The sequence below is a fragment of the Deinococcus hopiensis KR-140 genome, assembly GCF_900176165.1.
Taxonomy (GTDB): domain Bacteria; phylum Deinococcota; class Deinococci; order Deinococcales; family Deinococcaceae; genus Deinococcus; species Deinococcus hopiensis.
Window position 1 is genome coordinate 548124 of the sequence record NZ_FWWU01000009.1, and the last position, 12930, is coordinate 561053.

Annotated in this window: 12 protein-coding genes; 3 read left to right on the forward strand and 9 right to left on the reverse strand. The window is 67.9% G+C overall.

Features of this window, described 5'->3' with window-relative positions:
- Positions 1 to 338: 338 nt before the first annotated feature.
- Positions 339 to 1010 (forward strand): GNAT family N-acetyltransferase, encoded by a 672-nt coding sequence (locus tag B9A95_RS16170; protein WP_084048248.1) that lies wholly within the window; start codon positions 339 to 341, stop codon positions 1008 to 1010.
- A 110-nt stretch (positions 1011 to 1120) separates the two neighbouring features.
- Here the strand turns inward: B9A95_RS16170 and B9A95_RS16175 are convergent, their stop codons facing one another.
- The 3 genes from B9A95_RS16175 to B9A95_RS16185 all read right to left on the reverse strand — a co-directional run bounded on the left by B9A95_RS16175 (position 1121) and on the right by B9A95_RS16185 (position 3708).
- On the reverse strand, positions 1121 to 1642 hold the full coding sequence (locus tag B9A95_RS16175) for a DUF4388 domain-containing protein (protein WP_084048249.1): 522 nt from the start codon (positions 1640 to 1642) through the stop codon (positions 1121 to 1123).
- A 150-nt stretch (positions 1643 to 1792) separates the two neighbouring features.
- The gene (locus B9A95_RS16180) at positions 1793 to 2932 is read right to left on the reverse strand and encodes an NAD(P)/FAD-dependent oxidoreductase (protein WP_084048250.1); all 1140 of its coding nucleotides are present in this window, start codon (positions 2930 to 2932) and stop codon (positions 1793 to 1795) included.
- Between the two features lie 296 nt (positions 2933 to 3228).
- On the reverse strand, positions 3229 to 3708 hold the full coding sequence (locus B9A95_RS16185; RefSeq protein WP_084048251.1) for an FKBP-type peptidyl-prolyl cis-trans isomerase: 480 nt from the start codon (positions 3706 to 3708) through the stop codon (positions 3229 to 3231).
- Positions 3709 to 3809: 101 nt separating this feature from the next.
- Here B9A95_RS16185 and B9A95_RS16190 point away from each other — a divergent pair, with 101 nt between their 5' ends.
- Positions 3810 to 5015 carry a molybdopterin molybdotransferase MoeA gene (locus B9A95_RS16190; protein WP_084048252.1) on the forward strand — a complete coding sequence of 402 codons (1206 nt, stop codon included), beginning with the start codon at positions 3810 to 3812 and terminating at the stop codon, positions 5013 to 5015.
- A 65-nt stretch (positions 5016 to 5080) separates the two neighbouring features.
- Here B9A95_RS16190 and B9A95_RS16195 read toward each other — a convergent pair whose 3' ends face one another.
- The gene (locus B9A95_RS16195) at positions 5081 to 5509 is read right to left on the reverse strand and encodes a CoA-binding protein (protein ID WP_084048253.1); all 429 of its coding nucleotides are present in this window, start codon (positions 5507 to 5509) and stop codon (positions 5081 to 5083) included.
- Positions 5506 to 6861 (reverse strand): glutamate-1-semialdehyde 2,1-aminomutase, encoded by a 1356-nt coding sequence (gene hemL, locus B9A95_RS16200; RefSeq protein ID WP_084048254.1) that lies wholly within the window; start codon positions 6859 to 6861, stop codon positions 5506 to 5508. The genes B9A95_RS16195 and hemL overlap by 4 nt, the downstream gene beginning before the upstream one ends.
- A 145-nt stretch (positions 6862 to 7006) precedes the next feature.
- Between hemL and B9A95_RS16205 the strand changes: the two genes are divergently transcribed.
- Positions 7007 to 9496 carry a G8 domain-containing protein gene (locus B9A95_RS16205; RefSeq protein WP_084048255.1) on the forward strand — a complete coding sequence of 830 codons (2490 nt, stop codon included), beginning with the start codon at positions 7007 to 7009 and terminating at the stop codon, positions 9494 to 9496.
- 63 nt (positions 9497 to 9559) lie between these two features.
- On the opposite strand, the gene B9A95_RS16210 is transcribed toward B9A95_RS16205, so the two are convergent.
- The 4 genes from B9A95_RS16210 to B9A95_RS16225 all read right to left on the reverse strand — a co-directional run bounded on the left by B9A95_RS16210 (position 9560) and on the right by B9A95_RS16225 (position 12885).
- Positions 9560 to 10114, reverse strand: coding sequence for a hypothetical protein (locus tag B9A95_RS16210; protein ID WP_245808335.1), 555 nt, complete (start codon positions 10112 to 10114; stop codon positions 9560 to 9562).
- Between the two features lie 144 nt (positions 10115 to 10258).
- Entirely contained in the window at positions 10259 to 11140 is an 882-nt protein-coding gene (locus B9A95_RS16215; RefSeq protein ID WP_084048257.1) for an aldo/keto reductase, read from the reverse strand.
- A 45-nt stretch (positions 11141 to 11185) separates the two neighbouring features.
- Positions 11186 to 11812, reverse strand: a complete 627-nt coding sequence (locus B9A95_RS16220) for a thiamine diphosphokinase (protein WP_084048258.1) — start codon at positions 11810 to 11812, stop codon at positions 11186 to 11188.
- A gap of 20 nt (positions 11813 to 11832) precedes the next feature.
- Entirely contained in the window at positions 11833 to 12885 is a 1053-nt protein-coding gene (locus B9A95_RS16225; protein WP_084048259.1) for a hypothetical protein, read from the reverse strand.
- Between the last annotated feature and the right edge of the window lie 45 nt (positions 12886 to 12930).

Genomic DNA, 12930 nt, shown 5'->3' on the forward strand with positions numbered 1-12930 from the left:
CTGCTCTCAGTCGTGGCAGGAGCCTTCCTGTGGGGGCACGCTCCGGGTACTCTTCCCGGTCACTGCCCGCACAGTATACGGAGAAGTGGCCGTGAGGGGGATGCGTTGGGTGGCGCATGGGGGGAGGGTACCGGGGGCATTCGGGGCTGTCCCCCGCTGATGCAGAAAGGTCACCTTCAGCGCCTGGGCACAACCTGGGCGACCCGTTGCAAGAGGCGGCGCCGATAGAGGAGAGGGTGTCCCGGTCTCCTCCTCCGGGGTGAAGGCTCGCACCGCAGACCGAGAAGTGAAGCAACTTGACGCATGGACGGCTGGGTGATCTGGATTCTCCTCTGTCCATGTCTCTGTATCCGCCCCCCGGTCTGAGGGTCGTCAGGCCCACATTGGCGCTTCACGGAGCCACGGATGACCTGCTGGCCCAACTGCTGCCCGTCGTTCGTGACGGTGTGGTTGGGCCACCAAGTCATCCGTTCGGTGGTCCCATGTCGCTGTACGAAGACAACCCCTGGCGGGAAAGGAAGTGGTTGCAGGCCATCTGGCCTGGGTGCGGCAACGTTCGCCCGGATTCCCGGCGGTTGTGCTTGGTGGTCCTGCTGGCCGGGCAGGCGGCCGGCGTGCAGGACCCGATTGGTGTGGACTTCGACACCTGCAAGACGGGCAGCAGTTTTTCCTGGTTGGCTCCGGGCCTCCGGCAATGGGGCCTGGGACGGGAAACGCGGGCCGCCGCCCTTCACCTCGCGCTCCAGGGCCTCGGCGCTCAGGAAGCGGCCAGCGAGGCGTTTTTCGACAATGGAACGTCCAACCGCGTATTCGAGGTCATGGGGTACCGGCCGAACGGCACCGCCTGGGCCACACAGCGCGGCGAGCCGGCCCTGCTAAACCGTTGGCGACTGGAGCGCGACGCGGGGGAAGCAGGCCGCCGCAACGACATTGGGTTGATTGGTGTGGAGGAGTGCAAACCCGTGTTGTACATCGCGGGGGTTTCTCTACCCCCATTCAAAGCCTGGTAGGGACGCCAGAGGGCGCGGCACGCCTGGCCGCCTATGCTGCGCCTCTGGCCCGGCGTGTTCCTGAACGCGGTGAAGCAGTATGGGCGGCCCAGCCGCAACGTCAAGGTGGCTCAACCCAGTTCCACCAGGCCCGCTGCGACGAAGGGCCGGATGACTTCGAGCACCTGTCGGGGTGGCTGGTCCAGGCGGTCGAGCATCGTTCGCAACGGCAGGCCCTCGGGCAGGAGGCTCAGGGCCACGTACTGCGGACGCGTGACGGGCTGACCGTCGCTCCAGCGGCTCGTGAAGCGCAGCGGGCGGTTCCAGTCGGGAAACATCCGCATCAGCCCCTCCCACGCGCCGCTTTCTTCGATCAGCCGGCGCAGGGCCGCGTCACGCCGCAACTCCAGCGTGCGCTCACTGGGCGGCACATCGGGCGCGAAGGTGAACTGGCCCGCGTCCAGCGTGCTCATGACCTGCAGCGCCGCGTCGCCAGTAAGTGAGCCGGCCCGCGCGTGAACCAGCTCGCCCGGGTCAAACCACAGTTCGCCGCCCCGCGAATGGGTCACGCTCAGCCGCCCAGCCCGCCCACTCGACAGCAGCATCTGCATCACGGGCATAAAGGGAAACACTGCCAGATCACCGCGCACCATAGGAGACAGTCTAAGGGTCTAAGGGTCTAAGGGTCTAAGGGTCTTGACGGTGGAGGCAAAAGGCAAGGGCCCAAGGAGAGCTGCTCCGTAGAGCAGCTCTCCTTGGGCCCTTTGACTCTCGAACCATGGACCGGGCGAGGCCGCGCTCCCTCAGTCGATGCTGGCCCGCCAGCGCCACTCGGAAGCGCGCTTCATCACGTGGGCGAGACCGCCGGTGATGGCGAGCTTCTGGTTCCAGGGCAGCTTCATCCAGCCCACGGCCATCAGGCCGCCGAGCGACACAAACTCGCCCAGGGTGGTGGGTTCATAGGCTTCGAGGTCCTGGCCCTGGGCGAGGCGCACGAGGTTCTTGCCCGTCAGGCGGCCCTGCTGCCCGGCGTGCTGCGCGGTGGTGGGCACGGGCTTGCCTTCCTGGTTGAGCGCCAGACCCATGTCGCCGATGATGAACACGTCGGGATAGTTTTTGGCGCGCAGGAATTCGTCCACAGCGATGCGTCCGCCGGGACCCTTTTCCAGATGCTCGCCCTTCACGATGTCGCGCGCCTGGATGCCGCCCGTCCAGATGATCTTGCCCGCCGAGATGACCTTCTGCTCGCCATCCGCGGTCTGCACCGTCACGCTGTCGGGCGTTGCGCCCATCAGGCGGTGACCAGTGAGGATGTGAATGCCGTAATCGCGCAGCACTTGCTCAGTCTTGGCGCGCAGGGCGTCGTCAAGCACGGGCAGAATCTTGGGTCCAGCTTCCACGAGGTAGATCTGGAAGGGGGGCAGACCGCGCTCACGGCTGAGCAGGCTGGCCCGCTGCGCGAGTTCGGTCACGAGTTCGACGCCCGTCAGGCCCGCGCCGCCCACCACGATGTCGCGGTTGCCGGTGTACTCGTTGGAGAAGACGCGGTTGACGAAGTTGAAGATTTCGTCGGCGTCGCTGAGCTGCTTGAGCTCGGCGGCGTTTTCCGCGAGGCCGGGGATGCGGTAGAAGTTCGTGACCGAACCCAGCGCCACCACGAGCTTGTCGTAGGTCAGCACGCGGCCGTCTTTCATCGTGACCTCGCGCTCGTCGAGATTCACGCCGTCCACCTGCGCCTGCTCGAACTGCACGCCAGTGCCGCGCAGCAGCGGCGTGATGGGCAGCGTCACGCGGGTGTTGTGCGCCGCCGCCTCGTGCAGGCGGGTCTCGAAGGTGTGAAAGGGATTCTGTTCCACGAGCAGCGCTTCCAGTTCGGGAACAGGCTTCATTTTGGTGGCCGCCGCGAGGCCCGCGTAGCCAGCACCGAGAATTAGGGTCTTCATACAAACCTCTCCTGTGAACCAATTCACGAGAAGGCTTCACGGCACAATCCGCCCATAAAACCTGCCAGAGGCACCCCCTGGCCGTGACAACAGCGTACACCTTACAACAAAGGGCGCTGTGACTTCACCTGCAGGTCGGTGCGTCTATGGGGGAAGGTTAAATGTGCGTCAGGAAAGAGGACGGTAAGGCGCAGTCTACACGGTCCAGATGGCAAAATTCCTCCTGCTGGCAACAGGAGGAACCCGTGAGGGCTTGCCCACAGACGTTTTTCGCAGTGGCCGTACCCCGTGGGGCCTTACTCGTGGTCGTGCATGCCCGGCGTGTGGGCGTGGCCGTGTTCAAGCTCCTCGGCGGTGGCGTCGCGCACGTTGCGCACCGTCACGTCGAAGTTCAAGACCATTCCGGCGAGGGGCGCGTTGAAATCCACCTGTACCTTGTCGCCGTCTACTTCCAGCACGGTGAAGGGCAGCACGCTGCCGTCTTCCGCTTGGGCGTAGTAGGTGGCCCCAACTTCGGGCGCGTCGTCAAAGTCCTCGCGGTCGAGCTCTTCGACATTGTCCTCGTCGCGCTCGCCGTAGCCGTCTTCGGGCTGCACCGTCACGTGCAGGCTGTCGCCGGCCTTCTTGCCTTCCAGGGCCCGCTCGAGGCCGGGGATGATGTTGTTGTGCCCGTGCAGGTAGGTCAGGGGCTCGCCGGGTTCGCTCTGGTCGACGACCTCGCCCTCGACCTTGAGCACGTAATCCATTTCGACGACTTTGTCCTGGGTGATGTTCATGGTAACTCCACTGTAGAGGCTGGGGAAATGAGAGGGCTGGATGTACGCCGCAGTCTACCCTCTCCGGCCCGTTCGGGCCGAACAGTCCCTATCCTGCCCCCATGGCTGCCCCTTCCTTTCCCTCGCCGGCCTTCCCCATGCACGTCGGCGTGCAGGAGGCCCGCGAGCTGCTTGCCGCCCTGCTGCCCGTACCCGGCGCCGAGCGTGTTCCGCTGCGGGAGGCGCGGGGCCGCGTCCTGGCCGTGGACCTCCCAGCCCTCGTCAGCCACCCGAGTGCCACTGAGAGCGCCCTGGACGGCGTTGCGGCCCGTGCGGAAGATACGGATCAGGCCACGCCCGGGGCACCTGCGCGACTGCGTGTGGTGGGGGAGAGCCGCGCAGGTCTGGCTTTCGCGGGGAGGGTGGGGTCCGGCGAGTGTGTCCGCATCTACACCGGAGCGCCCATGCCGCCGGGCGCGGACGCGATCTGCCCTGTGGAACAGCTGGCGGAGGACGGGCCGGACCACGTGTTGCTCCAGCGCCCAGCCCGGCGTGAGGACGTGCGGCACGAGGGCGGCGATTTCCGGACCGGAGAAGTGGTGCTGCGCTCTGGCGTGCGCCTCACGCCGTCCCGACTGGCCCTTGCAGCGGCCCTGGGCCACCCGCAGGTGCCCGTCCTCCGCCGGGTGCGGGTGGCCCTGCTGTCTACCGGAGACGAGGTGATCGAGCCTGGCAGGCCGCTGCACCCGGGACAGGTGTACGACAGCAACAGTGCCGGCCTGGGGGCCATGTTGGAGGACTGCGGCTGCGAGGTGCTGCCCCTGGGCCACGCGCCGGACCGTCCCGAGGCGTTGGCTGAGGTCATCGCTGGGGTAGGCGGGGCGGACGTGCTCCTCACGAGCGGCGGAGTGAGCATGGGCCGGTACGACTTTATGCGTGACCTGCTCGTTCAGCAGGGCCGTGTCGCCTTCTGGAAGGTGCGGATGCGGCCCGGCGGCCCGGCGCTCGTGGGGGGCTGGCATGGCCTCCCCGTCGTCGGGTTGCCGGGCAATCCGGTGAGCAGCTTGGTGGTCTTTCACGTCATTGTGCGTCCCGTATTGACCGGTCAGCCGCTGGAGACGCTGAAGTTCCGGGCCGCCACACCCTTTCGGGGCCTGCCGGACAAGACGGCCTTCTGGCGGGGCGTGGTCCGGGGCGGCGAGGTGCGCGACTACGGGCAGCAGGGCAGCGGCGTGTTGCGCTCGCTGAGTGAGGCAAACGCCCTGGTGATTGTGCCCGAGGGCGGGCAGGTGGAGGTGGGCCAGGAGGTGGAGGTGGCGCTGCTGTAGGGCGGGCGGCGAGACTGTGCGCGGAGCGGCTCGGCCCTCCTGCTAACCGCTGAAAGCCACTTCTCCTACAGCAGCGCGCGGTGGTCCGCCAGCATGCAGCGGTCCTGAATCACGTCGATGCCGCGCGCTGTGAGCGCCCCCGCCGTCTCGTCGTCGCGGATGCCCTGCTGCAACCACACCACGCGGGGCAGAGGCTGCATGCTCAGGATGTCGGACAGATGCTCGTGCACCTTGTCGCTGCGGCGAAACACCTCCACCACGTCCACCGGCACGCCGATCTCCGCGAGGGTGGACACGGCCTTGTGCCCGAAAAAGCTCTCTCCACGAGCGGCGAGGGCCGGGTTGACCGGAATGACGCTGTAGCCGCGGCGGTACAGGTACTCGGGCACGTAGTGGGCGGCCTTCATGGGGTCGCGGTGAAAGCCCACCACGGCCACCACCTTGTTGTCCTTCAGCACGCGGATCACGTCGGGCAGGGCGGTCAACAGGGTCACGCGCCTCTCCCCAGGTGGAGGTAGGCGGCGCGGGCCACGTCCAGCGTGCGGCTGAGTTCCGCCTCCCCATGCGCGGCACTTACGAAGATGCTCTCGAACTGAGAGGGGGCCCAGTAGACGCCTCCAGCGAGCATCTGCTGGAACCAGCGGGCGAAAGCGGCGGTGTCGCTGCGCGCCGCGTCCGTGTAGGTGCGTATAGAGCCGTCCGGCGCGTCCTGATGAAACGCAGTGAGCATCGAGCCGACGCGGTTGACCGAGAGGGGCACCCCCGCCTCGCGTGCCGCAGCGCTCAGGCCACCGGCGAGCTGCGCGGTGTAGCTCTCCAGCTTCACGTAGAGGGCCGGCTCATTCTCCAGCACCTGCAGCGTGGCGAGGCCCGCAGCCATGGCCAGCGGGTTGCCACTCAGCGTGCCCGCCTGGTACACCGGCCCCTGCGGCGAGACGTAATTCATCACGTCCGCCCGCCCGCCGTATGCGCCCACCGGCAGCCCGCCCCCGATGATCTTGCCCCAGCAGATCAGGTCTGGGGTCAGGCCCAGCAGGCCCGTCGCGCCCCGCAACGAGAGGCGAAAGCCCGTCATTACCTCATCGGCGATCAGGAGCGTGCCGTGCTCGCGGACCCGGTGCAGGGCAGCCAGGAAGTTGGGCGTGGGAATCAAGACGCCCGCATTGCCCACCACGGGCTCGAAAATCACGGCGGCAACCTCATGCCCCCGCTCCGCCATCAGCGCGTCGAGGGCGACTGGATCGTTGTACTCGCTGACCAGCGTCAGCGCGGCGTATTCCTCGGGGACCCCGGCGCTGCTCGGCGCGGCGCGGCCCAGGTGTCCCTCGGCGTTCGTCATGAGGCCGCTGCCCGCTTCCACCAGCAGTCCATCGGCGTGGCCGTGGTAATTGCCCCGGAACTTTACGATGAACTTGCGTGCCGTCGCTCCGCGCGCCAGCCGCAGGGCGCTCATGGTGGCCTCGGTACCGCTGTTGACGAAGCGCACGCGCTCCACGCCTGTCAGCCGCGTGACCGTCTCGGCGAGCCGCACCTCACCCTCACCGGGCGCACCGTAACTGGTGCCGCGCGACAGGGCGTCCGCAACCGCTTCGCGCACTGCCGGATGATCATGGCCCAGGATCATCGGTCCCCAGGAGCCGATGTAATCCAGGAGGCGGTGGCCGTCGGCGTCAGTCAGGTACGCGCCGTGGGCCTCCCGGATAAAGCGGGGCGATCCGCCCACACTTTTAAACGCCCGCACCGGGCTGTTTACGCCGCCTGGCGTCACCCGCTGCGCACGGCTGAACAGGGCCTGTGACTGCGCCGTACTGGCCTGCGTGGCGGGAGGAGAAGTCTCGCTCGTCATGCAGTCACCTTACGGCAAGGGTCCGCAGCGTTTGGGGCCGTGGGCGACACTCACACCCACGTAAAGCCTGTCCGGATCCTTCCACGGATCTCCTGTGAAAGCAGCTCTACGAAACGTTCATTTAAACCTGCCATATTAAGCGTGGATGAACAGGCTCCTCATTCTTGTTCTGAGCTCGCTGCTGCTCTCCCCACAGGCAGGAGGGGCTGCCCCGGCGGTAGGCAGTCACGCTGAAATACACGGCGGCGCAGCGGCTGAAGCTGTAGCGGGTGGGCGCTGGAGCGATCCTCACACCTGGCCGGGAGGACAGGTTCCGGCCATGGGGGCCGCGGTGACCATTCCTGCTGGAAAAGCGGTGGTTCTGGACGTGAGCCCACCGCGCCTGGCAAGCCTGACGGTGCAGGGGCGGCTCACCTTCGCGGAGAAGGACCTGGACCTGAAGGCCGACTGGATCATGCTGGACGGCGGCACGTTGGAGGTGGGGCGCGAGGGCCAACCCTTCGCGCACCGCGCTACCCTGACCCTCACCGACGCCCGCCCCGGCGAAAACGTCATGGATATGGGCGATAAGCTGATAGGGGTCATGGACGGCGGCCATCTGGAATTGCACGGCCAGCCACGCCTGTCGTGGACCCGTCTGGCGCAGACAGCGCGCGTGGGAAGCACCGCCTTGCGCCTACAAACCTCCCCGAACTGGGGGCCCGGGGACCGGCTGGTGCTCGCCAGCACCGACTTCGACGCCGCGCAGCAGGAGACCGTGACGGTCCGCAGCGTGTCGGGCTCCACCGTGACCTTGACCGCGCCGCTGAAGTTCATGCACTTCGGCGAGGTGCAGACCTTTGGGGGCGGAACCCTGGACGAACGGGCCGAGGTGGGGCTGCTGACCCGCAACGTCACCGTGCAGGGCAGCGTGGAGCGCCGGAACGAGGCGTTCGGCGGGCAGATCATGGTGATGCGGGGCGGGCAGGCCCGGGTAGAGGGCACCGAGCTGACGCGCATGGGCCAGGCGGGGCTGCTGCGGCGCTACCCGCTGCACTTTCACATGGTGGGTTCGGCCCGCGCCTCCTATGTGCGCGGCAACAGCTTGCACGACCTCTTCAACCGCTGCCTGACCCTGCACGGCACCAATGACCTCAACGTGGACGGCAACGTGATGACCGGGACCGTTGGGCACTGCCTGTTTCTGGAAGACGGCGCGGAAACGGGCAACGTCATCACGGACAACCTCGTGCTGGGCACCCGCGCTCCTGATTCCAAGAAGGGCGAGAAGGCTGTGTTGCCCTCGGATACCGGATTTCCCGGCCCTTCGAGCTACTGGATTTCCAACCCGGCGAACACCCTGCGCGGCAATGTGGCGGCGGGGGGCGACGGAGTGGGCTTCTGGTACGCGCTCGCTGAACATCCCACGGGGCTGAGCCGTTCGGAGGGTATCTGGCCGCAGCGCACGCCCCTGACGGCCTTCGAGAACAATGTGGCGCACTCCTACGTCACGGCGGGGCTGGACGTGGACCACGGACCTGGGGCAGACGGCTACGTGAACCCCACCGAGTACCACCCCCTGCGCAATCCTGCGGACGAGAAGTCGGCGGCGGTACCCGCTTACTTCGACCGCTTCACCGCCTACAAAAACCGCAACAGTGGGGCGTGGTTTCGCGGTTTCAACCAGGTCCTGCGCGGCGCGGTGCTGGCCGACAACGCCGTTGGCGTGACCTTCGCTTCCAGCCTCAATGCCATGGAGGGCGGCCTGATCGTGGGCGAGAGTGCCAACGTCGGCACGCCGCCGAACTGGGAGAAGCGCGGGGCGGAGGGCCGCAGCCTGCCGCTGCCCCAGCAGGCGGACTTTCCCATTCGGGGCTTCGAGTTCTACGACGGTACAGTCCGTGCCAGCGGCGTCACCTTCGCCAACTTCTTGCCCAGCGCGCTGCGTCCGGCGGGCGCGCTGGGCTACCGCCGGCAAAACCACTATCCGCTCAGTCCGGTCAACGCCGCCGAGAACCTGCGCTTCGTCGAGGCCAACCGGGTCTATTTCGAGACGCCCCTGGGGGAAGCCGATGGGGACAAGTCCGCCACATTCCTGGACCTGAGCGGCAGCGTGACGGGTCAGGCGGGGCGCTCCGTCGTGGCCAGTAATCCACTGCTGTTCGATTCCAGTTGCACCCGCCGTGCCGAGTGGAACGCCTACATCTGCGACAAGCCGTATGGCCGCCTGTGGTTGGACGACGTGGAACGGGGCGGTGTGGGCTCGGTTACCCTGCGGCGTGCGGACGGCGCGACGGCGGTGCTGGCGGGAACGCCCGGCGCGCGCGCCCTGTTCTCCACCACCGCGCCTGCCCGGTTGAACTACACGGCCACCCTCGCGCGTGGGTTGCCCCGTCATCTGCGCCTGGGCATCAACGACCGCGTGCCGGGCGACTGGGTACGGTTGGACCTGGCCGTGCCCTACGAACCCGTCATCTACCGCGACTGGTGGATCGATGCCCGCAGCCGCCTGAAGAGGGTGTCCCGGCAGGCCTTGGACGCCACGAACGGCGAGGGTTACGCCTGGGAAAACGGCACCCTCTTTCTCAAGCTGAGCGTGCAGCCCGGCCGTACCTACGCGGCGCTGGACCTGTGCCGCACCAACCTCTGCCAGTAGGGCACCGGGGAACAGGGAAAGCAGGCCCGTTCCTCAGGAACGGGCTTGCTTTCCCTCCGCTTTCTACAACCCCAGCAAACCCGCCGCTGCCGTCTTGGTCAATTCCTCCCGGAAGGGCGCGACGAGGGCGCGTTCCGAGGCGGTGGCCGTCTGAACCGTGGTGTTCAGGTCTGGAAAGCGGCCTTGCTGTAACGCGTTGGCCGCCTCGGCGAAATCCACCTCAGGCAGACCCAGGGCGCGGTTGACCTCACGCCGAACCGCGGCGTAGCGCGCGGCGCCCATTCCCTCTTTGGCGAGCGCTGCCGTCTGTGCCTGCCGGGCCTGGCCGATCCCACTGCCCACGCCGCGGACCACGTTCAGCACCGTGACCACACTGGGCGACTGGCCGTTCTGGATGTCGGTCCAGACCTGCTGCACGTTGGTAAAGCTGCTCCCCAGGGCTTTTTTGACCTCACGGCGGACCCGGACGAAGCGCTGCACGTCCGCTGTGGTGAGTGGTGCGTCGGCCTTCGTCCCGCCCGACTGCTGCGCGGTGGTCTGCACCTGAGCGGGGGGCTGCCACGACGCCAGAAACTCACGCGCGGGCTGAACGACGTAAAACCAGGCGAGCCCCGCCATCAGCGCGATTACCAGCAGGGAACTTCCCCCACATCCCAAGCATCCACATCCCAGCCCACGGCCTCTCATGGGGCCAGGTACGGGTCCAGGGGAAAGGAAGTTCCCCACCGTTTTTCCAGTCGGGCTGCATTCACCCCGTGTGGATCAGACCTCGCCTCCCCACGCCTGCCCGTGGGCCTGCCACGCCGCCTCCACGTGGGCGAGCAGCGCCTGGGGAAGTGGCCCGGCCTCCACCACCTGCGCGTTCCATTCCAGGTTCTGTAGGCTCGCCGTCCCCACGATGGCGCTGCTCACGCCGGGCGCAAATGCGCTGAAACGCAGGGCGAATTCGGGCCAGCCCAGCCCCCCGGGGTCCAGCCGCAAGGCCTGCAGGCGCTCCCAGTAGACCTCGGCGTACTGCCCCGCCGGACGTTCCCGGAACTGCCACGCGGCGTTGGCGATGGGCCGCTTGGCGATCACGCCCAGCCCTTTCTTGGCGGCGAGCGGCAGGGCGTGGTGCAGGCTTCGCTGGTCCGCCACGCTCACGCTCGTCTCCACACTGCCAAAATGCCCCGACTGCACGGCCCAGAACAGCGCCTCGTTCTCGCCGCTGTAGGCCGCCACCCCGATCAGTCCCGCCGCCCGGACCTCACCGAGTGCGCCCAGCAGGTCCTCGCGCTGCAGGGTGTCGAGCGGGCAGGAGTGCAGGTGGAAGATGTCGATGCGCTCCGTCTTCAGCAGGCGCAACGCCCGTTCCACGCCCCGGGAAATGCTCTGGGGAGACCAGTCCTCGGTGCCTTCCGCGCCGTAGCCGCCCTTGCTGCTCAGCACGAACTCATCGCGGCGGCGTGCCAGATGACGCCCGATCCGCTCTTCGCTCAGGCCGTAGCCGCGCGCTGTGTCGATCAGGGTCAGGCCCAGGTCGAGGGCGCGGTGAAGCAGCCGCTCGGCTTCGGTCTCGGACAGGGCTTCCGCCCCCACCTGGCCTGCACCCAGGCCCAGCACGCCGACCCGCAGGCCCGTCTTGCCAAATTCCCGCTGCATCATGGAGCGCACCCTAACGCCACGGAGCCGCGCTTCCTATCCCCCGGGTCACCCAGGGCCGGGCGACAGCACCGTGACCAGCGCTTGCCCGCCCTCCAGCGCGGCCCGCACCTCGCCGCCCGCCGCCTCGTTGCTGACCGTCCAGCCGCTGCCCTGGGGAATGTTTGCCCTGCGCAGGGGCCAGCGTACGCCGGTGAGCGTCAACCCCTGCAGGTCGGTGAAGGCCAGCACGCTCAGGGTGGTGCCCGCGGGCAGGTGCAGCGAAAGGGGCCGGTCCGGCAGCAGCGGAGAGCCGCTCTCATCGCCACTGTGGAGCGTCACGCCCAGGCCCTCACGCGTCAGCCGCAGCCCACCGAGCATCAGGGCCGCCGCGTGATCGAAGCGGCCGCCGAAGGCCCCGAGAAAGACCAGCCGGGTGGCCCCCCGCCTCCTCGCCACGCGCACCGCCAGTTCGGCGTCCGTTTCGTCCTTGGCCGCCGGGTGGACTTCACGCGGGGCGTCGAGGTGCAGCCCTGCTGAAGAATCGAAATCGCCCACCCAGGCGTCCACGCGCACACCGAGGGCTGCGGCATGTCGCCCACCACCGTCCGCCGCCACCACCAGATCGGGCCGGGGCAGGGCGCGCAACGCGCCCGTGGGGACAAGGCGGCCCCCGACGAGAATCCAGGCGGTCATGCGGTGAGTCTAGCCGCCTTTCAGCGCGGGGGGGGCAGCTTCAGAGCGCGGTGGACGTCGTCCAGCAACGTCTCCACGTTCTTGCTCAGGCCGTCCAGCGCCGGAACCGACGAGCGCAGGGGGTTGAAGGCCGAGAGGTACACCAGCCGCCTGCCTCCCCGCGCGTTGACGGTGGGGTCGGCGCTGACGGCGAGTTGCACGAACTTCTCCGGGCCGCCAGGCAGGGTGTAGCTCACGCCAATGAGCTGGTAGGGCCCCACGTTTTCGCCTGGCGTGACGGTCAGGCGTACCTGGGCAGCCAACGCGAGCGTCTGGGCGGTGGCCGCCGCATTCAGTTCCTTGAGTTTGACGGGGTTGTAGGGGTCACTGGTAAACAGCCCGTTGGCGTCGGCAAAGGCGAGGGCCCTCAGGTGGGCTTCGAGCATTTTCACGCTCTGCTCGGCCTGTTGGGGGGAAACGGCGGCAGACGGAGCCGGAAGTATGGGGGTGGCCGCCGGAGCGGGCGCAGGGGTGGCTGGGGTACCCGTCAGCGCCGCCCCGGGCGCAAGCGTGAGGTAGGGCTTGAGAACCGGGCTGCCCGTGAGCTTCTGTACCAGCTTGCCCGCACAGTCGGCGGCGGCCTTGCCGTCATCGGTGTCCAGGTAGATGCTGCCCGCCCACCAGCCCCAGGTGCTGAAGCCGCCGCTGGTGCCCTCGCAGGAATCGTTCCAGCGCACCTCGCCCGTGCGGCGGTCGGTCAGTTCGAGGTGGGCGCGCACCGTCGTGCCACTGACGCAGCCCACGAAGGGCAGGCAGACGCTGCCGCCCCCCGAGACGCTGGAGACGCCCGCCGTCAAATTTAGCGTCGCCAGGTCCGGTTCCCGCACTGCGCGGACGTAGCCGCTGCCGGTCAGGGCGCGCGTCAGCGCTTCCTCAAAGGCCGCCCCGGTGCCCCCCCCACAGTATCCGCCGCTGCACCAGGTGTCTCCGATGTACACGACGGCCTGGGGGCCCGTGTACACTGCGGCTCCAGCCACCGAACCGCCGAGTGCCAGCCCCAGGGCCACTGCCCACCGCCCGCTCTGTTTGTGCATCGTTTGCCTCCACCCCCAGCATAAGCTCAAGTGTGTTGGAATTCC

Bases quoted from the DNA above. Each gene is read 5' to 3' on its own strand.
- B9A95_RS16170 (WP_084048248.1), top strand. From the start codon at position 339: ATGTCTCTGTATCCGCCCCCCGGTCTGAGGGTCGTCAGGCCCACATTG.
- B9A95_RS16175 (WP_084048249.1), bottom strand. From the start codon at position 1,642: ATGGTGCGCGGTGATCTGGCAGTGTTTCCCTTTATGCCCGTGATGCAG.
- B9A95_RS16180 (WP_084048250.1), bottom strand. From the start codon at position 2,932: ATGAAGACCCTAATTCTCGGTGCTGGCTACGCGGGCCTCGCGGCGGCC.
- B9A95_RS16185 (WP_084048251.1), bottom strand. From the start codon at position 3,708: ATGAACATCACCCAGGACAAAGTCGTCGAAATGGATTACGTGCTCAAG.
- B9A95_RS16190 (WP_084048252.1), top strand. From the start codon at position 3,810: ATGGCTGCCCCTTCCTTTCCCTCGCCGGCCTTCCCCATGCACGTCGGC.
- hemL (WP_084048254.1), bottom strand. From the start codon at position 6,861: ATGACGAGCGAGACTTCTCCTCCCGCCACGCAGGCCAGTACGGCGCAG.
- B9A95_RS16205 (WP_084048255.1), top strand. From the start codon at position 7,007: ATGAACAGGCTCCTCATTCTTGTTCTGAGCTCGCTGCTGCTCTCCCCA.
- B9A95_RS16210 (WP_245808335.1), bottom strand. From the start codon at position 10,114: ATGGCGGGGCTCGCCTGGTTTTACGTCGTTCAGCCCGCGCGTGAGTTT.
- B9A95_RS16215 (WP_084048257.1), bottom strand. From the start codon at position 11,140: ATGATGCAGCGGGAATTTGGCAAGACGGGCCTGCGGGTCGGCGTGCTG.
- B9A95_RS16220 (WP_084048258.1), bottom strand. From the start codon at position 11,812: ATGACCGCCTGGATTCTCGTCGGGGGCCGCCTTGTCCCCACGGGCGCG.
- B9A95_RS16225 (WP_084048259.1), bottom strand. From the start codon at position 12,885: ATGCACAAACAGAGCGGGCGGTGGGCAGTGGCCCTGGGGCTGGCACTC.